Genomic DNA, 19,113 nt, shown 5'->3' on the forward strand with positions numbered 1-19,113 from the left:
GCCGACGTCGGAGGGCGGCTCTCGTCAGAAGAACACCTTGGCCAGCCGGAGCACGCCCTGCCGCCAGGGATCGCGGCTCGTGTGCCCGCGCGACCGGCTGCCTTCCTTGTCCCGGGTCTCCCGCCACCAGCGGTAGGTGCCGAGGATCGCCTCACGGTTGGACAGCCGCGGCCGGAAGCCGAGACGCCCGGCCGCCTTGGCGATGCTGACGTAGGAGTCGCCGCGCAGTTTCCGCAGCAGCCGGCCGTACACGGGAGAGAGCCCGGTGCGTTCGGTGAGCTTCAGCAGCCCGGCGGCGGGGCCCATGGGGATCGACCGCACCCGGCCGCCGTGCCCGGCGGCGTCCAGCACCGCCTGGAAGTCCTCGCGCAGCGTGCCGAACTCGGCGGCGGCGAGGTTGTAGGTGTCGCCGGCCACCTCGGCCGGCGCGGTCACCGCGGTCATGACGGCGTCCAGCAGGTCCTCGACGGCGAGCATCTGGATGCGGACGTCCCCGCGGCCGAGCACCGGGAAGTCGCGCCCCTCGTCCGCCCATTCGAAGAGCATGGAGAACAGGCCCATGCGGCCGGGGCCGAGGAAGGTCTTGGGCCGCAGGATCGGCAGGCAGAGCCCGTCCGCGCGGTGGCGCTCGCAGACCTCCTCGGCCGCCGCCTTGGCCCGGCTGTAGGTGTCGACGGGGCTGCGCGGGTACTCCTCGGTGGTGGGCACCACCGAGGGCAGGCCGTACACGGCGGTGGACGAGATGTGCACCACCCTCGGCACGCCGGCCCGCCGCGCCGCCTCCAGTACGGTGGCCGTGCCGTCCACGATGATCGACCGGATCGTCGCGGCCGGGTAGCTCGGCAGCGCGGAGGCCGTGTGCACCACCACGTCCATGCCGTCCATGGCACGCCGCAGGCGCTCGCCGTCGCGGATGTCGGCCACGGTGTGCCGCACGTCGGGCGGCGTCTCCTCCGGGACCCGCAGGTCCACACCGTGCACGGCGTACCCCTCGGCGCTCATCCGCCGGACGAGGCCGCCGCCGAGCATTCCGGCGGATCCGGTCACCAGCGCGTTGGCTACCACAGCGACGACACCCGCTCGCGCACGAACCGGACCAGCAGCTTCGGCACACCCACGCTGAACGTGGCGTCCAGGCACTCGACGAAGTGCTTGACGTCGACGTCGGAGACGACCAGGGGCGGCCCGGCCACCAGAGGGCTGCGGCCGTTGAGGGTGTAGTAGGTGTAGATGTCGTGGTCGCGGTAGAGCGCGTCGATCACCGCGGACGTGACCAGCTTGGTGGCGAACAAGGGGTCCTTCGCCAGGCCCTTCGGCGCCAGGCGGCCCACCAGGTCCAGCACCTTGACGTTGTTGCGCAGGAACACGCCCCACAGCGCGCCCGCGCCGGCGACGTCGGCGACGATGTCGGGGTGGTCGTGCTGGAGCCGCCGCAGGCCCGGTTCGAGCAGGCGCCCGATGCGGCGCGCCTGCCCGGGGAAGTCCTCCTCGACGGCGACGTTGATCGCCTCGATGGCGGTGGCGGTCTCCTCGCCGAAGCCGTAGTAGGTGGTGCTCGTGCTCTGCAGCAGGGCGTCGGTGAGGTTCCCGTACGCCTTGTCGAAGACCGGGTCGCGGGCCACGTACGCGGAGATGGACGATTTGCCGCCGCCGAAGGACTTGCTCGTGGTGAGCACGTCGGGGAGCAGGCCCGGGTGGCGCATGAAATAGAAGAGCGTCCCCGTCTTCCCCCACCCGCTGTATATCTCGTCGAATATGAGCACGATGTCCTCCGCCGAGCAGAGCTCACGCAGCCCGCGCAGGAACTCCTCACTACAACTGCGCATGGTGGAGGCGCTGAACGGCTCGATGAGAATGGCGTAGACGTCACACCCGCCCTTGGCGTTCCGCGCCTGCTTCACCGCCGCGCGCACCGCGTCCAGGTCGTCGTACGGAAAACTGACCACACCGGGAATTGCGGGGAAGGCGAAATGGTTCTGCGCGCCCCCCGTGACGCTCCCCGAGCCGAGCAGTTTTCCGTGGAAGCTGATATCCGCGTGCATGATGGTGTTACGTCGCCCGCCGTGGTATTTGTAGGCCAGCTTGATCGCCCCCTCGACCGCCTCGGCACCCGAGTTGGGCAGGAACGACTTGTTGAGGTCCCCGGGGAGCACGGCGGCGAGATTGTGGCCGAGCGCCGCCAGATAAGGCGAGAAGTAGGTCTTGTGCACCTCCATACGCCTGGCTTCCTGGAACGCCTTGCGGGCGGCCAGGATCCGCGGGTGATTGTGCCCGTGGTTCAGCACGCCGACGCCGCCGGTGAAATCGAGGATCCGGCGCCCGTCGCGCATGTGGAGATAGGCTCCCTCGGCGTGGTCGACGAGTTCCCGGCCGAAGCCGAACGTCGTCATCAAGGTGACCTGGCTTGAATTCACGTGTGCGCGGTACAGGCTGTGGACCTCGCCGATGGAGAGCGCCTCCGCGTCGGCGACGGTCATGAGCGCAGGAGCCGGATTTTTCATCGCGCGCCTTCCGTATGCTTTGGGTTGCACCGGGAAAGTTTTATGTTTTCGCATGCTAAAACGCGCCGCGACCGCCGCCTAGGTGGCAAATCAATTCCTACGACCTCTTTCCCCGAAGGTGGTACGCCCTCCCCCGCGCCCGGCGCGCCGCCGGCCCGCGCCCGCCGCGCCACCGGCGTGCCACCGGCGCGCCATGATCATCGGCCGCCGCGGATGGGTAGCACCATGAGGGGCGGCGCCGCGGGCGCGGCGGAAGCGATCGGGGGGCCTGATGGAGGGGTACGACCTTCAGGGACCGGCACTGGAACTCGGGGCCCTGGTGCGTGCGGACGGCACCGCCGACGCCGCGGAGCAGATCCGGATCTCCCTGAGCATGCTGAACCGGCACGGCCTGGTCGCCGGGGCCACGGGAACGGGCAAGACCAAGACCCTCCAGCTCATGGCGGAGCAGCTCTCCGCCCAGGGCGTCCCGGTCTTCCTCGCCGACATCAAGGGCGACCTGTCCGGGCTGGCCTCCCCCGGCACCCCGTCCGGACGCGTCACCGCACGCGCCGCCGAGGTGGGCCAGACATGGCGGCCCGCCGCCTGTCCCGTGGAGTTCCTCTCCCTGGGCGGCCTCGGGCCCGGCGCCCCGATCCGCGCCACCATGACCGCCTTCGGCCCCACCCTGCTCGCCAAGGTCCTCGGCCTCAACGAGACGCAGGAGTCGTCCCTCGGCCTGATCTTCTACTTCGCCGACAAGAACGGCCTGCCCCTGCTGGACCTCAAGGACCTGATCGCGGTCATCCGCTACCTGACCGCCACCCCGGAGGCGTTGCACGGGATCGGCGGCCTGTCCGCGGCGACGGCGGGGGTCATCCTGCGTGCCTTGACCAACTTCGAGGCCCAGGAGGCCGAGGCGTTCTTCGGCGAGCCGGAGTTCGACGTCCACGACCTGCTCCGGGTGACGGGCGACGGCCAGGGAGTGATCTCCGTGCTGGAGCTGCCCGCCGTACAGGACCGCCCGCAGCTCTTCTCCAGCTTCCTGATGTGGCTGCTGGCCGACCTCTTCCACGCGCTCCCCGAGGTGGGCGACGCCGACAAGCCGAAGCTGGTGTTCTTCTTCGACGAGGCGCACCTGCTGTTCGGCGACGCGTCCAAGCCGTTCCTTCAATCGATCACCCAGACCGTCCGCCTGATCCGCTCCAAGGGCGTGGGCGTCTTCTTCGTCACCCAGACCCCCCAGGACGTCCCCCCCGACGTACTGGCCCAGCTGGGCGCCCGCGTGCAACACGCCCTGCGCGCCTTCACTCCGAAGGACGCCAAGGCCCTCAAGGCCACCGTCTCCACCTTCCCCAGGTCCTCCTACGACCTTTCGCACCTGCTGACCGCCCTCGGCATCGGTGAGGCGGTGGTCACGGTCCTCTCGGAGACGGGCTCGCCGACCCCCGTGGCCTGGACACGCCTGCGCGCGCCCCGGACGCTCATGGCGCCGTCGCCCCCGGACGTGATCCAGCGAGCCCTCGCCGCGTCCCCGCTCCAGCGGAAGTACGGCACGGCGGTGGACCGCCGCTCGGCCTACGAGCTCCTCTCCGCCAAACTGCCCGCACCCGAGGCCCCCCGCGAACGGGAGAGCGAGCCGGAACCCGCCCCCAAGCAGTCCATGCTGGAGAGCATGCTGGAGTCGAAGGAGCTCCGCTCCCTGACCCGCTCGGCCGCGTCCGCCCTGGGCCGGGAGATCACCAGATCGATCTTCGGCACGGCCCGCCGCGGACGGCGCTGACGACGGCACGGCACCTTGCGCGCCTTAACCCCTGGTGCAGGGGCCCTCTTCCCGTCCCCGCACTAGAGATCCGATGTGTCGACCGCAATACGGCCTGTCGAAGGCCTTGACAGCCGGAAACATGCGCTTAACATCGGGTGTCTGAGACCGAGATCGGCACGGTCGACGACCTTACGGCAACAGCGCGTCGGCGCGCGCCTTGCCTGACTGAAGTGTTCACGTCAGGAAGGAACGTCCCCCATGCTCCGACGTCGGTGGCTTCATGCTCTGGCCACGCTGGCGCTCCTCACCCCCGCGACCCTGACGCTCACCGCCCCCGCGGCCGGCGCCGCGCCCATCCCGCCCTCCGACTACCAGCAGGTCACCCTGGCGACCGGCGGCGCGGAACTCGGTGAGGCGATGTCGCTGGCCGTCATGCCCAACCGGTCGGTCGTCCACACGGCGCGCGACGGCACGGTGCGGGTCACCGACGCCGCCGGCAACACCAAGGTGGCGGGCAGGCTCAACGTCTACACCCACGACGAGGAGGGGCTGCAGGGCGTCGCCGTGGATCCGGGTTTCGCGACCAACCGGTACGTGTGGCTGTACTACTCGCCCCGGCTGAGCACCCCCGACGGTGACGCCCCGGTCACCGGCACGCAGTCGCAGTTCGACGCGTGGAAGGGTGAGCTCTACCTGTCGAGGTTCACGCTGAGGTCCGACGACACCCTGGACCTGTCCAGCGAGAAGATCGTCATGCGGGTCGCCAACGACCGGGGCCAGTGCTGCCACGTGGGCGGCGACATCGACTTCGACGCGGCCGGCAACCTGTACCTGACCACCGGCGACGACACCAACCCGTTCGAGTCCAGCGGCTACTCCCCGCTGGACGAGCGCACCGACCGCAACCCGCAGTACGACGCGCAGCGCTCGTCCGGCAACACCAACGACCTGCGCGGCAAGCTGCTGCGCATCAAGCCGCAGGCCGACGGCACGTACACCATCCCGAGCGGCAACCTCTTCGCGCCCGGCACCGCGCGGACCAGGCCCGAGATCTACGCGATGGGCTTCCGCAACCCGTTCCGGATGAGCGTGGACAAGCCCACCGGCATCGTCTACCTCGGCGACTACGGCCCGGACGCGGGGGTCACCGACGGCAACCGGGGCCCGAGCGGGCAGGTGGAGTTCGACCGCATCACCGCCGCGGGGAACTACGGCTGGCCGTACTGCACCGGGACCAACACCAGCGCCGAGACGTACAACGAGTGGACCTTCCCGAGCGGCCCCTCCCAGGGGAAGTACAACTGCGCGGGCGGCCCGGCCAACAACTCGTTCCGCAACACGGGCCTGGCCACGCTGCCGGCGGCGAAGCCGAGCTGGATCAGGTACGCCGGTGACGCGGGCTCGCCGCCGGAGTTCGGCAGCGGCTCGGAGTCACCGATGGGCGGCCCGGTCTACCGCTACAACGCGGGCCTGAGCTCCGCCGTCAAGTTCCCGCAGTCCCTGGACGGGCGGTACTTCGCCGGGGAGTACGGCCGCCGCTGGATCAAGGCCATCGAGGTCAAGACCGACGGCACCTACGGTGAGATCTCGGCGTTCCCGTGGAACGGCACGCAGGTCATGGACATGGCCTTCGGCCCGGACGGCGCGCTGTACGTCCTGGACTACGGCACCGGCGGCGGCAACCAGGCGCTGTACCGGGTCGAGTACATCGGCGGGGCCAACCGCAACCCGATCGCCAAGGCCGCCGCGGACAAGACGTCCGGGCGGGCGCCGCTCGCCGTGAACTTCTCCTCGGCCGGCAGCTCCGACCCCGAGGGCGGCGCGCTCACGTACTCGTGGAACTTCGGCGACGGCACCACCTCCACCGCCGCCAACCCGGCCAAGACCTACACCGCCAACGGCACCTTCACCGCGACCCTGACCGTCCGGGACCCGCAGGGCCTCACCGGGACCGCGAGCGTGATCGTGACCGTGGGCAACACCGCGCCGGTGGTCACCCTCGCCCAGCCGGGCGACGGCCAGCCGTTCTCCTTCGGCGACACGGTCCCCTTCCAGGTGACGGGAAGCGACGCCGAGGACGGCGCGCTGAACTGCTCAAGGGTGTCGGTCACCTACTTCCTCGGCCATGACAGCCACAGCCACCAGATCACCGGCAAGACGGGCAGCTGCACCGGGTCGATCACTGTGCCGGTGGACGGCGAGCACGACGCCGCGGCCAACCTGTACGGCCTGTTCGTGGCGTCCTACACCGACGCCGGCGGCCTGACCTCCACCAGCATCCGCACGCTCCAGCCGCGGCACCGGCAGGCCGAGCACTTCACCGCGCAGCAGGGCGTGCAGACGGCCGACCACGGCACGGCCGAGGGCGGCAGGACCGTGGGCTTCACCGACGACGGCGACTGGATCTCCTTCCAGCCGTACTCGCTGACGGCCGCCACGCGCTTCACCGCGCGGGTGTCCTCCGGCGGCGCGGGCGGCCGGATCGAGGTACGGGCCGGATCGGCGACGGGCACGCTGCTCGGCACGGCGACGGTGCCGGTCACCGGCGGCTGGGACACCTTCGCGGACGTCACGGCCAACCTCACCGCCATGCCCTCCGGCACGTCCGCGCTGTACTTCGTCTTCCGCGGGGTCACCGGGCAGGGCAACCTGTTCGACCTGGACGCCTTCACCGTCGACGCCGCCTCCGGCGGCAGCCAGACGGTGGAGGGCGAGGCATACACCTCGCAGACGGGTGTGCAGCCCGCCGACCACGCCGGCGCGAGCGGCGGCAAGACGGTGGGCTTCATCAACGCCGGCGACTGGGCGGCGTACTCGGGCGTCAGCACCGCGGGGCTGCGGGCGTTCAGCGCCCGGGTCTCCTCGGCGGGCTCCGGCGGGACCATCCAGATCCGCTCGGGATCGGCGACCGGCACGCTGCTCGGCTCGGTCGCCGTGGCGCCCACCGGGAGCTGGGACACCTTCCAGACGGTCTCCACCACGGTGACCGGCTCGGCGTCCGGCCCGCTGTACCTGGTCTTCACCGGCACCGGCACGGACTTCCTGTTCGACGTCGACAGCTTCACCGTGACCAGATGACCTGCCCATGGCTCCCGGCGGCACCTGCCGGGGCCGCAGTCCCATCCGCACCCCCCTTCGGGATGGAGAACGTAGATGTCCGACTTTTCGCGTAGGCAGCTGTTCAGGTTCGGCGTGGCGGGCGCCGGGGCGGCGTTGTTGCCGTTGCAGTGGACGGCGGTGGCGCGGGCCGCGTCGGTGGCGCCGTCGCAGGTGCTGGCGGCCAATGATCTGGCGTTGTGGTACGACGAGAGCGCGGGTACCGATTGGCTGCGTGCGCTTCCGATCGGTAACGGGCGTCTGGGTGCGATGGTGTACGGCAACGTCGATGTGGAGCGGTTGCAGCTCAACGAGGACACCGTCTGGGCCGGTGGGCCCTATGACCAGAGCAACACCCGGGGCGCGGGGGCGCTGGCGCAGATCCGGCAGCTGGTCTTCCAGAACCAGTGGAGCCAGGCCCAGACCCTGGTCGACCAGAACATGCTGGGCAGCCCCGCGGGCCAGCTCGCCTACCAGACCGTCGGCGACCTAAGGCTCACCTTCGGCGCCGGTGCCAGTGGAGTCTCGGAGTACAACCGGCTGCTCGACCTGACCACGGCCACCACGGTCACGACGTACCTGCAGAACGGAATCCGGTACCGGCGCGAGACGTTCGCCAGCGCCCCCGACCAGGTCATCGCCATCCGCCTGACCGCCGACCGAACGGGCTCGATCACGTTCTCCGCGACGTTCGACAGCCCGCAGCGCACCACCCGCACCAGCCCCGACGGCACCACCGTCGGCCTGGACGGCATCTCGGGCGACATGGAGGGCAAGACCGGCTCGGTCCGCTTCCTGGCGCTGGCCCGGGCCGTCGCCGACGGCGGCAACGTCACCAGTTCCGGCGGCACGCTCCAGGTACGCGCCGCCAACAGCGTGACCGTGCTCATCTCCATCGGGACCAGCTACGTCAACTACCAGAACGTCGGCGGCGACTACGGGGGCATCGCCCGCAACAACCTGAGCGCCGCCGCCGGCAGGTCCTACGACGACCTGCGGTCCCGGCACGTGGCCGACTACCAGCGGCTGTTCGGCCGCACCACCTTGGACCTGGGCCGTACCGCCGCGGCCGACCAGCCGACCGACGTGCGCATCGCACAACACGGCAGCACCAACGACCCGCAATTCTCGGTGCTGTTGTTCCAGTTCGGCCGGTACCTGCTGATCTCCTCGTCGCGGCCGGGCACCCAGCCGGCCAACCTGCAGGGCATCTGGAACGACTCGCTCGCCCCTGCGTGGGACTCCAAATACACCATCAACGCCAACATCCCGATGAACTACTGGCCGGCCGACACCACCAACCTGTCCGAGTGCTACGACCCGGTGTTCACGATGGTCAACGACCTGTCGGTCACCGGTGCCCGCACGGCGCGGGCGCAGTACAACGCGGGCGGCTGGGTCACCCACCACAACACCGACGGGTGGCGGGCCGCGTCCGTCACCGACGGCGCGTTCTGGGGCATGTGGCAGACCGGCGGCGCGTGGCTGGCCACCCTGATCTGGGAGCACTACCAGTTCACCGGCGACACCGCGTTCCTGCAGCGGTACTACCCGGCGTTGAAGGGCGCCGCGCAGTTCTTCCTGGACACCCTGGTGAGCGAGCCGAGTCTCGGATACCTGGTCACCAACCCCTCCAACTCCCCCGAGCTGTCGCACCATTCGGGGGTCAGCGTGTGCGCCGGGCCCACGATGGACAACCAGATCCTGCGCGACCTGTTCAACGCCTGCGCGCAGACCAGCCAGGTGCTGGGGGTGGACGCCGACTTCCGGTCGCGGGTGCTGGCGGCCCGGGACCGGCTCGCGCCGATGAAGGTCGGCTCACGCGGCAACATCCAGGAATGGCTGTACGACTGGGTGGAGACCGAGCCGAACCACCGGCACATCTCCCACCTGTACGGCCTGCACCCCAGCAACCAGATCACCCGGCGCGGCACCCCCGCGTTGTACACCGCCGCGCGGCGCACCCTGGAACTGCGCGGCGACGACGGCACCGGCTGGTCGTTGGCCTGGAAGATCAACTACTGGGCGCGCATGGAGGAGGGCGCCCGTGCGCACACCCTGATCCGCCTGCTGGTGACCACGGCCCGCCTCGCCCCCAACATGTTCGACCTGCACCCGCCGTTCCAGATCGACGGCAACTTCGGCGCCACCTCCGGCATCGCCGAGATGCTGCTGCAAAGCCACAACGGCGAACTCCACGTACTCCCCGCCCTCCCCTCGGCCTGGCCCAGCGGCAAGGTCCAGGGCCTGCGGGGCCGCGGCGGCTACACCGTGGACATCACCTGGAGCTCCGCCGGAACCGACCAGATCCTCCTCAAGTTCGACCGCGCCGGCGCCGTCAACGTGCGCAGCCGCATGTTCACCGGCACCTACGAGGTCGTCGACACCACCACCGGCGGCGCCGTCACCGTGACCAAACCCGAGGCCGACGTCATCAGGCTCACCGGCCAGGCCGGCCGCACCTACCGCCTGACCGCCCTGCAACGCACCACCGCCGCGGCGACCGTCTACGCCGACACCAACTACTCCGGCGCCGGCGCCGCCCTGGCACCCGGTAGCTACACCGCCGCGCAGCTCCAGTCCCTCGGCATCGGCCTGCGAGTCATCTCCTCCCTGCGCGTCACCAGCGGATACCAGGTCACCGGCTTCGCCAATGACAACTTCACCGGAACCAGCTGGACCTTCACCGCCGACAACCCCAACCTGCCCGCCACCGGTAACAACGACGCCATCGCCTCGCTCCGGGTGACCACCACCGGCGTACCGGCGGGCTACGTGCGAATCGCCAACGGCACCACCGGCCTGCTCCTGGACAGCGGCGGCAACGTCGCCTCCAGCTCCAACCTCAAACAGTGGACCAGCGACCCCAGCACCAACCTGCAGTGGCAGCTCGTCGACCTCGGCAGCGGCTGGTACCGCATCGTCAACCGCACCAACGGCATGGTCGCCGACAGCTTCGGCAACACCGCCAACGGCGCCCCCGCCAGGCAGGCCGCCTGGACCGGCGGCAACAACCAGCAATGGCGCCTCAACAGCACAGGCAACAACCGCTACCAGATCATCAACCGCGGCACCGGCACCGCCCTCGACGGCCAGGGCAGCACCACCGCCGGCTCCCCCGCGGTCCTATGGACCCCAGGCACCGGCACCAACAACCAATGGACCATCACGGCCGTCTGAGCTCCCCCGCCCCACCCGCTTCGCCGCGCCCACCGGACGCGGCGAAGCACAGGTGGGCATAGCGTTCTCCCGTGGACGGAATCTTCACCATAGAAGAGGCGCGGCGGCTCATGCCCCAGGTGCGCCGGCTCGTGGCCGAGGTCGTCACCCTCCGAGCCGACCTCGCCGAACTCAGCCACGACCTCAGAAGCAGCACACGCTCTACGCTCGGCGGCCTCCCCGAAGCGAAAGCCATGGAGTCGCGCATCGCCGAAATCCTCAGCTGGTTCGACGAACAGCAAATCGAGATAAAAGGCATCGCCCCCGTACTAATCGACTTCCCCGCCACCCTCGACAACACGTCCATACGCCTCTGCTGGCTAGAAGGCGAACCCACCCTCACCTGGTACCACCGCACCGACCTCGGCTTCGCCGCCCGCCGCCGCCTCCCCGAACCCTGACCCCGAAAGCATGGACTCCCGAGAGCCAACGGTGCTCCGACACGGCCGCACTCTCGTTTCTCTAAGATCCGCTCATGCGGAAACTACTCGCCACCACGGTCACCGGCTTCCTGCTCGCCGGATGTGGTGTCGCCGCACCCAAAAGGTCCACCACCGACATAGCGAAGCTGACGACCGCCTACCTGGCATCACACAAAACCGTCAGCCGCACGTTTCGCTCGGGGGACCAGAGCGTCACCTTGCTGACAGACGGAACCGAGGAGGACCTCACCGCCAGCCTCGGGGACGATTTCAGCGGTCGCGTCATCAAGACGAAGAACGCCACCTACTTCCAGATGCCGCTGGGCAAGGAGGTCGCTCCAGGAATCGGGCCTGCCGCCACCTACAAGCTCTGGGTGGACGCGGCGGGCCGCCCCGTCCGGCTGACCCTGACGGCCGAACGAAGCTCGGAGCTCACTTTCTCCGCCTGGGAAACCAGCCACATCCAGGCTCCACCGGCGGAGCAGATCCGTTCCCTCCGGTGACCCGCCCGATGCCGCGTGTCGGGTGCCGGTCCCGGTGCTCGTGGAATCGCGACTGTTCAGAACGACGTGCCGAAGCTACCCGAGTGGCCGCCGGTGTCGAAGCCGCTGGAGTGGGAACCGTCGGCATAGTTGGTGGACGGTCCGTGGGAGTGTCGTGACGGTTTTTGCTGTGGTGGGTATGTGACGATTGATTTGCCGGTTAGTGCCTGCCAGGCGTCTTCCGGGGAGCTGCACCCGTGCCATGTTTTCAGCACTTGTGAGGTGTCGCTGTCCCACGCGGCGATGGTCGAGGGGTGGTGGGTGCGTTCCTCGGCGAGTGCGGCCTGGACGTGGTCCAGGGTGATCCCGGCTTCTCCTTCCAGCTGGCTTTGGGGTTCGATCGCCGAGGTGGAATCCAACAGTAGTTGGATCTCGAACCACCGTGCTCTACTTGATTCGGTCACCGTATATGCCCACATGGCCGCGTCGGGCTCGGTGGCCATCGCCATGAGCCGCGCCGCGATGTAGTGCGGCCAGCCGTGCGACGAGTGCTCATTCAGTGCCTGGTCGGTGTGAGGCTCCCACGATACGAAGGTCTCACGGTGATTGGAGAGCTCCTCGGCGACGGCGGACAGAATCTGCTCCAGCGCCAGACCGGTCTCCACCGGTGCGGATACCCACGAAGACCTTTCGGCAGGGTCGAGGGATCGCAGGAAGATGGACATGGTCCGTTCGCCGTCTGCCGTATCCAGGTAATATCCCCACGCCGACTCGTCGAGTCCGTTGGCCAGCAACGTGGCTCTTTCTTGCCGCTCCCGCGTTTCTCTCGCTTGTCCGGCTTCGAGGTGGGCGGGCAGATCGCTCATCTGCGCACGAAAGTCCCGGAAGGCCCTCAGCAGATCGTTGTCGATGCGTTCCTTGGTGGATTCGTAGGCGGCGACAAACCGCTTCGCGCGAAGCCTCCAAAGAGCCCGCTCGACCAACCGCCGCGGAGCCCTCAGGGGGACCACGGCCTGGTTTAGTGCCGAGTTCGCGGTCTCGATGGCCAGAAGCAGCGCCTTCGTGGAGGCGGACCAGCGGGCGGCATCCGCAGTCGGCACACGTAAACGATGTTCAGGTGTGAAAACGTCCATGATGTCGACGACACAGTAGAGGTTCCGGACCTCGTCGGCCTGATCCGGGAATCGCACACGGCGGTCTCCGGAGCTCGGAGTCCTTGCCCGGTAGTAGGAGTGGAAGTGAGCGACGGCGATCTCCACCTCTTCGACATCCCTGTCCACAAACAGACCTGCCTTTCCGTGGCCGCTCACTCGGCGATGTGTGCCTGTCCGGTAGGTGGGTGGAGGTTGGTGATTCCGGTGAGGACGAGATCGATGCCGGCCAGGAACTGCTCGCGGTCGTTGTGCTGGCGCATTTGGTCGGCGATGGCCCGCATGAAGGGGTACTTGTCGGGGTCGAGTTCTTGCCATGCGATGGATGCGGCGTCGAGGAACTCGGCGCGGTCCACGTCGGGCGCGACGAGGGGGGCGTTCGGGCCGATCTGGGCGTTCTGGATGGTGGCGCCGAGGATGTACTGCACCAGTGCCGAGGTCGCGGTGAACCAGTTGCCCCGCGGCACGCCCAGGGCGCGGATCTGCCGGCCGATGCTTTCGAAGATGCCCAGCGTCACCGGCTCCCAGGGGGTGCGGGTGAGCTGGATGGCCAGCTGTGTGGCGAGCCACTGGTGTTCGGCGATCGCGTCGAACAGGCCGAGCGCGACGACGCGGATCTCGTCCTGGGGGGTGTCCGGAGCCTGGGCGGGGTCGGTGGCCAGCGCGGCGGCGATGACGGTGTCGGTCGCGGCGTCCAGTAGTTCGCCCCTGGTGCCCACGTGCCAGTAGATCGCCCCGGACCCGGTGGCCAGGCGCTCGGTCAGCGCCCGGACCGTCAGCCCGCTCTCGCCGGCGGCGTCGAGCAGCTCGACGGCGGCCTCGATGATGCTCTCCCGGGAGAGCGTCTGTCTGCGCCGCTGTGACTGGCGTGCCCGCATGGCCATGTTCTGATTCTGCCATGTCTGGAGCATTGTTCCAACATGGTGCGTCGTTCCATCATGGAGTACTGTTCCATGTTGGAACGCTGTACCAGAGATACCGTCCGGCCTCGCCGCGCGGCTTCGCTTCGGAGGAGTCATCATGCACACCGTCACGATCATCGGTGCCGGGCTCGGCGGACTCACGCTGGCCCGCGTCCTGCACGTCCACCAGATTCCGGTGGTGGTCTATGAGGCGGAGGCCTCGCCGACGGCGCGGGCACAGGGCGGGATGCTCGACATCCACGACTACAACGGCCAGCTCGCCATCGAGGCGGCCGGTCTGATGGACGAGTTCCGCGCCCTTGTCCTGGAGGGCCGTCAGGCGATGCGGGTCCTCGGCCCAGACGGCGCCGTCCTGTTCGAGAAGGCCGACGACGGCACGGGTGGCCGCCCGGAGGCGCAGCGCGCCGAACTGCGGCAGATGCTGCTCGACGCGCTCCCGGCGGGCACCGTGCGGTGGAGGCACAGGGTCACCGGCGCCCGCGCTCTTGACGGGGGCCGCCACGAGGTGACCTTCGCCCACGGCGGCACCGTCACCGCGGACCTGCTGGTCGGCGCGGACGGCGCGTGGTCACGGATCCGGCCGCTGCTGTCGGAGGCGGCACCCGAGTACGCCGGCACGGCGTTCGTCGAGACCTACTTGTTCGACGCCGACACCCGGCACCTGGCCGCCGCGCAGGCGGTCGGCGGCGGATCTCTGGTGGCACCCGCACAGGACAGGGCGATCCACGCTCACCGGGAACGCGGCGACACCCTGCACACCTACGTGGAGCTCACCAGGCCACAGGACTGGTTCGACGCCATCGATTTCACCGACGCCGCCGCGGCCACCGCGCGGATCGCGCAGGAGTTCGACGGCTGGGCACCCCAGCTGACCGCGCTGATCACCGACAGCGACACCCCACCGGTCCTGCGCCCGCACTACACCCTGCCGGCCGGGCACCGGTGGGATCGGGTGCCGGGGGTGACCCTGGTAGGCGACGCCGCCCACCTCCAGGCACCCAACGGCGAAGGCGCCAACCTGGCCATGTGCGACGGCGCCGAACTCGGCAGGATCCTCGCCGCACACCCCGGCGACAGCGAGGCCGCCCTCGCCGAATACGAGCAGGCCATGTTCACCCGCAACAGCCAAGCCGACGCCGAGACAGCCCGGCACCTCGAGGAGATGTTCGGCGACGGCATCCCCGATAGCCTGCGCGCCTTCATCCCCGAACAGCAGCAGGACCGGTGAGCGCCCGGATCATTTCGCGGGGTCGGGGCCGCACGACCAGGTCTGGTCCAGTACGACGAGGACGTCACCGTACTGGGACGGGTCCCATCCGTCGCGCATGAAGAGCTGCGCCACCACGTCGGACGGGGCGCCCAGCAGGTCTTCGCCGGACTGCTCTCCGGCCAGACGGCCGGCGGCCGCCACGTCCGTCACCAGGATCCGGTAAGCGGCCTCCAGGGTGACCACCGGGGACTCCTCGCCTGCGGGGCCGGCGGGCTCTTGCGCGGACTCCTCCTGCGCGGCGCGCCGATCGCTCTTCAGGTCGCTGAACGGGTCACCCCATCCGGCCTCCTCGGCGCACAGGTCGGCGTACGCGATGGCCAGGGCGCGGAGGCGGTTGACCGCCTCGACCACCCGCGGGTAGTCGTCGGGGGTCTCGGTGAGGATCCGGGCGTGCTCCTCGATGGCCGAGCCGAGGTCGCGGGCGCGGGCGGCCAGCCGGCCGTGCCCGGTCGCGTGGTCGTCCCCCTGGGACTCGTTCACGATCGTCTACTCCTAGTACGGGAAGTGCCTGGTGTGCATGATCTCACCCGCGGTGTTCAGGTAGTCCACGTGGAAGTGGTCGTCCTTCGCGCACGGGCCGCGGAACACCGCCCTGCTGCCCCCGTCGGCGGCCGCCTGCCGTGCCCGCGACTCCGCGTCCGATCTCGTTGCGGCCCTGGCGGCACCGGAGTTCGTCTTGTTGGCGGAGTTCTTCCGCCGCGCCATCTGGACGACGGCCGGTTTGCCGGGCCCGTCCACTCCGGGCGGCCGGGCGCGGGGAAGGCCGGCGGGGATGTGCCGCGGACCGCCGGCCATGGCGAGCGGGGGGCCGCCGCCCCAGGGACCGCGCGCGTTCCGCAGGATGCGTTCCAGGGGTTCGGTCACTTTGCGGGCGAGCGCGGGGGCCAGCACGCGGGCGCCGCCTTCGCCGGCCTCGTTGAGGATCCGGCCCATGGCGTAGCGGGCGGCCAGCACGGTGGCCGTGGCCGTGCCCAGAGCGAGCGGCCCACCCGCGAGCATGGAGGCGGCGAGCCTCACCGCGGCCACCGAGGCCTGCGAGACCACCGCGACCTTGGTGGCCGTGACGACCGTGGCGCCGCCGTCGAGCACCATCGGCGCGTACCTGGCGGCGTCGTTGGCCTGCCGCAGGTACCCGGTGCCGCCCGTCTGCCGCCAGTGGTCCGCCAGTGCGGCGGCGGACGCCCCCTTGTAGTGCTGGGACGCCTGCTGGACCGTGCGGTCCGAGCCTTCGGCGGCGGGGGCGGACCCGGCCAGGACGGTGCGCCAGGCCTGTGCGTCCTTGCGCATCTCGTCCTCGTCGATGTTCGGCCACGGGACGCCGGCCAGGTCGAGGATGCCGTCGGCCCAGCCGGGAAGCGTCACACCCATGTGGTGCCGGCTCCGCCGTCCAGGTCGTTCACGTGGCGGGTCATGTCCTCCTCGACGGAGGAGACCCGCCGGCTCGCCGCCGACATCCCGTCGCCGGTGCCGCTGATCACGCTCCCCATGTGGGAGTAGGTGTCCAGCGCGGCCGTGACCGACCGGAAGTAGGTGGAGACCAGGCCGCTCATCAGCCCGTCGTCCCCCCAGGACGCCCCGCCGGCGCCGCGCTCCCGGAGCCGTGCCAGTGCCGCCGCGTACTCTTCCCCGTGGACCCTCAGCCGGGAGGCGTCCACCTCCACCGGGGTGTGGGTGATGTCGAATCCCCGCTGCATGTGGGGCAGGTTAGCCATGATTTCCGGGCGCTGCGTTATCTTCGTGCGGATTGCCGCGCATATCTCTTCTTAAGGACATTGCTCCCATAGCGCGCCGGGCCACTAAGATCCTCGCGTCAGCCCCCCGTCCTCGGTGAAGGAGCGTGTGCCCGTTGCCCCCGTCCGAGCCATGGGAAGACGATCACCAGCGTCTGGAGCTGATCATCCGCCAGACCGAGGAGGCGATGCGCGGCCTCGAACACGCCCGGGCCGGCATCGGGCAGGTCACCGGCGAGGGAGAGGGCGCGGACGGCATGGTGCGGGCCGTCGCCGACGGCAGGGGGCGGCTCACCTCGCTCGACTTCAACCCGCGCGTCATGCGCCTCGCCCCCGGGCAGTTGGGCCAGGAGGTGGCGAAGGCCGTCCAGGAGGCGCAGGACGCGGCGCAGGAGCAGACCCGGGAGATCGTCGGCCGCGCCCAGGCCCGCGCCGCCGAGCTGATGGCCGAGCCGCTCGACGAGACGTTCGTACGTCGCCGCGTCGAGCAGGTCGCCCGCGACATCTCGTAACCACGGAACCGGGGGCAAGGGATGCGAAGGTTCGACGCGGATCCCGCCAACTGGCGGGAGGGCGACCTCGAGCGGGACGCCGAGCACGCCGCGAGGATCACGGCCTGGATCGAGGAAGGCCAGGCCGATCTTGAGGAGGTCGTCGGCGAGGGCGACGCCGCGGACGGCCAGGTCACGGTCACCACGACGTCCGGCGGCCGTGTACGCGACGTCACCGTCACGCCACGCGCCATGCGCCTGGACAGCCGGACGCTGGCCGAGGAGATCATGGCGGCCGTGGGCCGCGCACAGGACGACGCCGACCGCAAGTGCACCCGGCTGGTGAACGAGGCACTCGGCGGCATCCTGCCCGCGGAGGAGTTCGAGCCGGGGGCGATCGAGGAGCGTTTCACCCGCGTGCTCAAGTCGTTCGGCGCACCCTAGCCGTACACCGGGCTCTCACTCCCGCGGACAGCCAGGGGCCCGCGGGGGCCGCCGGCGACTGTCCCGATGTTCCTCGACCCCGTAATCGGGCACAGCAGTAAGTGTCCGAAATATACGCTTATGAGAGGTTCGGCGACGGCACGTCGGAGCGGCTGCTCACCTAGCGGTTGCCGCGCGAACGATGAGCGGGAGGTAGACCCGTGACCGAGGCGACCGGCAGGGTGGCATTGGTGACAGGGGCCGGCAGCGGAATCGGCGCGGCCACCGCGCGCCTTCTGGCCGCACGGGGGATGCGGGTCGTGGTCAACTACCTCCGCAACGTCACGACGGCCGGCGAGGTCGTGGCCGGCATCGAGGCGGCGGGCGGTCAGGCCATATCCGTGCGGGCCGACGTGCGCGAGGCGGCGGCGGTCGAGAGCATGATCGTGCGGGTCCAGGAGGCGTGGGGCGGCGTGGACGTGCTCGTGCACAACGCGCTCACCCCATACGTGATCAAGTCGTTCCAGGACATGACGTGGGACGAACTGGGCGGCAAGCTCGACGACGAGATGCGGGCCTCGTTCGCGGTCACCAAAGCCGTTCTGCCCGCCATGACCGAACAGGGCTGGGGACGCATCGTCTATCTCGGCACCGGCCTCAGCCGCCGGCCCCGGGAGGGCATGATCGCACTGGGCACGGCCAAGGCCGCACTGGCGCAGTTCGCCCGGTATCTCGCCCAGGAACTGGGCCCATGGGGAATCACGGTCAACGTCGTCGAGCCCGGCCCGGTGGAGGACACCCGCATGGCGGACGTGCTCAGCGACGAGAGCAGACAGCGGCAGCGCCCGCTGTTCTGGTTCCTCGCCCGCCCCTGCGTGAGCTCCCTGGCCGACATGGCCGGCCGGCGGCTGGCGATGCACGCCCCCCACACCGCACCCGGGTGCTTCGCCCGGATCGTGCTGCGCCGGTCCGGCCTCGACCCGGACCGCGACGTCCACACCGTCGTCCGCCCGCCCGGCGACTACGGCATGGACCTGCGCCGGCTGCGCGACGGCGGGATCGACGCCGCCCTGGTCGGCAGCACCATGGCACCGGAGGCGATAGCCGCCGAGCACGGCTGGCGGGTGCCGGCCTGGATCGGCGACCACTTCCAGGTCCCCACCGTGGGGGTGGCCGTCGACCCCGGCTTCATCCCCCCGGACGACCCCGCGGTCCAGGCCGTCGTACGAGCCCACCGGCGCGCCCTACGCCTGATCCACGACGATCCCGCCACCACGGTGCGGTACATGCAGACGTTCCTCGGCCGCCACACCGAAGACGAGACCCGGACCCACTACGAGACGTTCATCAGGTCGTACTTCACCACCGACGGCCAAGCCGACCTGGCCGTCGGCGCCACCGCGATCACCGCGGCCGCCGCCGAACTCGGCGTCCCCGCCACCTTCACCGCAGCCGAGTTCTACCGCACCACGCCAGGTCGCAGCACGAACTTCAGGCGGCCGAGCGGCTGACGCCGAGCGGGCGGCGCGGCAATCCGGCGAGCCGGTGCCGGCGGTGGGATGGGTTTCGGCTCGCGGGCGACGGCGCCGGGCACGTACCGGATCGACGCCCGGGACAGGTGGCCGCGAGCGCTTCCGGGATTGGCCCCTGGCGCGGGTGAC

Annotated in this window: 16 protein-coding genes; 9 read left to right on the forward strand and 7 right to left on the reverse strand. The window is 70.0% G+C overall.

The window, feature by feature from the left end:
• Positions 1–24: 24 nt before the first annotated feature.
• Entirely contained in the window at positions 25–1,047 is a 1,023-nt protein-coding gene (locus ACFP1K_RS16100) for an NAD-dependent epimerase/dehydratase family protein (RefSeq protein ID WP_380753298.1), read from the reverse strand.
• A gap of 11 nt (positions 1,048–1,058) precedes the next feature.
• Complete coding sequence (locus ACFP1K_RS16105) at positions 1,059–2,477, reverse strand: aspartate aminotransferase family protein (protein ID WP_380753301.1); 1,419 nt, start codon at positions 2,475–2,477, stop codon at positions 1,059–1,061.
• Between the two features lie 295 nt (positions 2,478–2,772).
• Between ACFP1K_RS16105 and ACFP1K_RS16110 the strand changes: the two genes are divergently transcribed.
• The 5 genes from ACFP1K_RS16110 (at position 2,773) to ACFP1K_RS16130 (ending at position 11,485) form a co-directional block, all read left to right on the forward strand.
• The gene (locus ACFP1K_RS16110) at positions 2,773–4,263 is read left to right on the forward strand and encodes a helicase HerA-like domain-containing protein (protein WP_380753304.1); all 1,491 of its coding nucleotides are present in this window, start codon (positions 2,773–2,775) and stop codon (positions 4,261–4,263) included.
• Positions 4,264–4,503: 240 nt separating this feature from the next.
• On the forward strand, positions 4,504–7,323 hold the full coding sequence (locus ACFP1K_RS16115; RefSeq protein WP_380753307.1) for a carbohydrate-binding protein: 2,820 nt from the start codon (positions 4,504–4,506) through the stop codon (positions 7,321–7,323).
• 75 nt (positions 7,324–7,398) lie between these two features.
• A complete protein-coding gene (locus tag ACFP1K_RS16120) occupies positions 7,399–10,521 on the forward strand; it encodes a glycosyl hydrolase family 95 catalytic domain-containing protein (protein ID WP_380753310.1) in 3,123 nt (1,040 codons plus the stop codon).
• A gap of 71 nt (positions 10,522–10,592) precedes the next feature.
• Positions 10,593–10,961, forward strand: a complete 369-nt coding sequence (locus ACFP1K_RS16125) for a DUF2203 domain-containing protein (RefSeq protein WP_380753313.1) — start codon at positions 10,593–10,595, stop codon at positions 10,959–10,961.
• Between the two features lie 74 nt (positions 10,962–11,035).
• Positions 11,036–11,485 carry a hypothetical protein gene (locus ACFP1K_RS16130; protein WP_380753316.1) on the forward strand — a complete coding sequence of 150 codons (450 nt, stop codon included), beginning with the start codon at positions 11,036–11,038 and terminating at the stop codon, positions 11,483–11,485.
• Between the two features lie 56 nt (positions 11,486–11,541).
• Here ACFP1K_RS16130 and ACFP1K_RS16135 read toward each other — a convergent pair whose 3' ends face one another.
• Positions 11,542–12,774, reverse strand: a complete 1,233-nt coding sequence (locus tag ACFP1K_RS16135; RefSeq protein ID WP_380753319.1) for a hypothetical protein — start codon at positions 12,772–12,774, stop codon at positions 11,542–11,544.
• The gene (locus ACFP1K_RS16140; protein WP_380753322.1) at positions 12,771–13,499 is read right to left on the reverse strand and encodes a TetR/AcrR family transcriptional regulator; all 729 of its coding nucleotides are present in this window, start codon (positions 13,497–13,499) and stop codon (positions 12,771–12,773) included. The genes ACFP1K_RS16135 and ACFP1K_RS16140 overlap by 4 nt, the downstream gene beginning before the upstream one ends.
• Positions 13,500–13,635: 136 nt before the next feature.
• On the opposite strand from ACFP1K_RS16140, the gene ACFP1K_RS16145 reads away from it, so the two are divergent.
• On the forward strand, positions 13,636–14,766 hold the full coding sequence (locus ACFP1K_RS16145) for an FAD-dependent oxidoreductase (protein WP_380753325.1): 1,131 nt from the start codon (positions 13,636–13,638) through the stop codon (positions 14,764–14,766).
• A 9-nt stretch (positions 14,767–14,775) separates the two neighbouring features.
• Here the strand turns inward: ACFP1K_RS16145 and ACFP1K_RS16150 are convergent, their stop codons facing one another.
• Genes ACFP1K_RS16150 through ACFP1K_RS16160 form a run of 3 tightly spaced genes read right to left on the reverse strand, consistent with a single transcriptional unit; the run spans position 14,776 to position 16,502 of the window.
• The gene (locus tag ACFP1K_RS16150; protein WP_380753328.1) at positions 14,776–15,288 is read right to left on the reverse strand and encodes a hypothetical protein; all 513 of its coding nucleotides are present in this window, start codon (positions 15,286–15,288) and stop codon (positions 14,776–14,778) included.
• A gap of 12 nt (positions 15,289–15,300) precedes the next feature.
• Positions 15,301–16,176 (reverse strand): WXG100-like domain-containing protein, encoded by an 876-nt coding sequence (locus ACFP1K_RS16155; protein WP_380753331.1) that lies wholly within the window; start codon positions 16,174–16,176, stop codon positions 15,301–15,303.
• The gene (locus ACFP1K_RS16160) at positions 16,167–16,502 is read right to left on the reverse strand and encodes a hypothetical protein (protein ID WP_380753334.1); all 336 of its coding nucleotides are present in this window, start codon (positions 16,500–16,502) and stop codon (positions 16,167–16,169) included. The genes ACFP1K_RS16155 and ACFP1K_RS16160 overlap by 10 nt, the downstream gene beginning before the upstream one ends.
• Positions 16,503–16,654: 152 nt before the next feature.
• On the opposite strand from ACFP1K_RS16160, the gene ACFP1K_RS16165 reads away from it, so the two are divergent.
• From ACFP1K_RS16165 to ACFP1K_RS16175, 3 genes are all read left to right on the forward strand, one after another.
• Positions 16,655–17,050 (forward strand): YbaB/EbfC family nucleoid-associated protein, encoded by a 396-nt coding sequence (locus ACFP1K_RS16165; protein WP_380753337.1) that lies wholly within the window; start codon positions 16,655–16,657, stop codon positions 17,048–17,050.
• 21 nt (positions 17,051–17,071) lie between these two features.
• A complete protein-coding gene (locus tag ACFP1K_RS16170; protein WP_380753340.1) occupies positions 17,072–17,473 on the forward strand; it encodes a YbaB/EbfC family nucleoid-associated protein in 402 nt (133 codons plus the stop codon).
• 200 nt (positions 17,474–17,673) lie between these two features.
• A complete protein-coding gene (locus ACFP1K_RS16175; RefSeq protein WP_380753343.1) occupies positions 17,674–18,963 on the forward strand; it encodes an SDR family NAD(P)-dependent oxidoreductase in 1,290 nt (429 codons plus the stop codon).
• Positions 18,964–19,113: the final 150 nt, after the last annotated feature.

Origin of the sequence: Sphaerisporangium aureirubrum, from assembly GCF_042658925.1 — a bacterium.
GTDB lineage: Bacteria > Actinomycetota > Actinomycetes > Streptosporangiales > Streptosporangiaceae > Sphaerisporangium > Sphaerisporangium aureirubrum.

Coding starts and splice junctions, on each gene's coding strand:
- ACFP1K_RS16105 (WP_380753301.1), bottom strand. CDS start 2,477: ATGACCGTCGCCGACGCGGAGGCGCTCTCCATCGGCGAGGTCCACAGC.
- ACFP1K_RS16110 (WP_380753304.1), top strand. CDS start 2,773: ATGGAGGGGTACGACCTTCAGGGACCGGCACTGGAACTCGGGGCCCTG.
- ACFP1K_RS16115 (WP_380753307.1), top strand. CDS start 4,504: ATGCTCCGACGTCGGTGGCTTCATGCTCTGGCCACGCTGGCGCTCCTC.
- ACFP1K_RS16120 (WP_380753310.1), top strand. CDS start 7,399: ATGTCCGACTTTTCGCGTAGGCAGCTGTTCAGGTTCGGCGTGGCGGGC.
- ACFP1K_RS16130 (WP_380753316.1), top strand. CDS start 11,036: ATGCGGAAACTACTCGCCACCACGGTCACCGGCTTCCTGCTCGCCGGA.
- ACFP1K_RS16140 (WP_380753322.1), bottom strand. CDS start 13,499: ATGGCCATGCGGGCACGCCAGTCACAGCGGCGCAGACAGACGCTCTCC.
- ACFP1K_RS16145 (WP_380753325.1), top strand. CDS start 13,636: ATGCACACCGTCACGATCATCGGTGCCGGGCTCGGCGGACTCACGCTG.
- ACFP1K_RS16155 (WP_380753331.1), bottom strand. CDS start 16,176: ATGGGTGTGACGCTTCCCGGCTGGGCCGACGGCATCCTCGACCTGGCC.
- ACFP1K_RS16160 (WP_380753334.1), bottom strand. CDS start 16,502: ATGCAGCGGGGATTCGACATCACCCACACCCCGGTGGAGGTGGACGCC.
- ACFP1K_RS16170 (WP_380753340.1), top strand. CDS start 17,072: ATGCGAAGGTTCGACGCGGATCCCGCCAACTGGCGGGAGGGCGACCTC.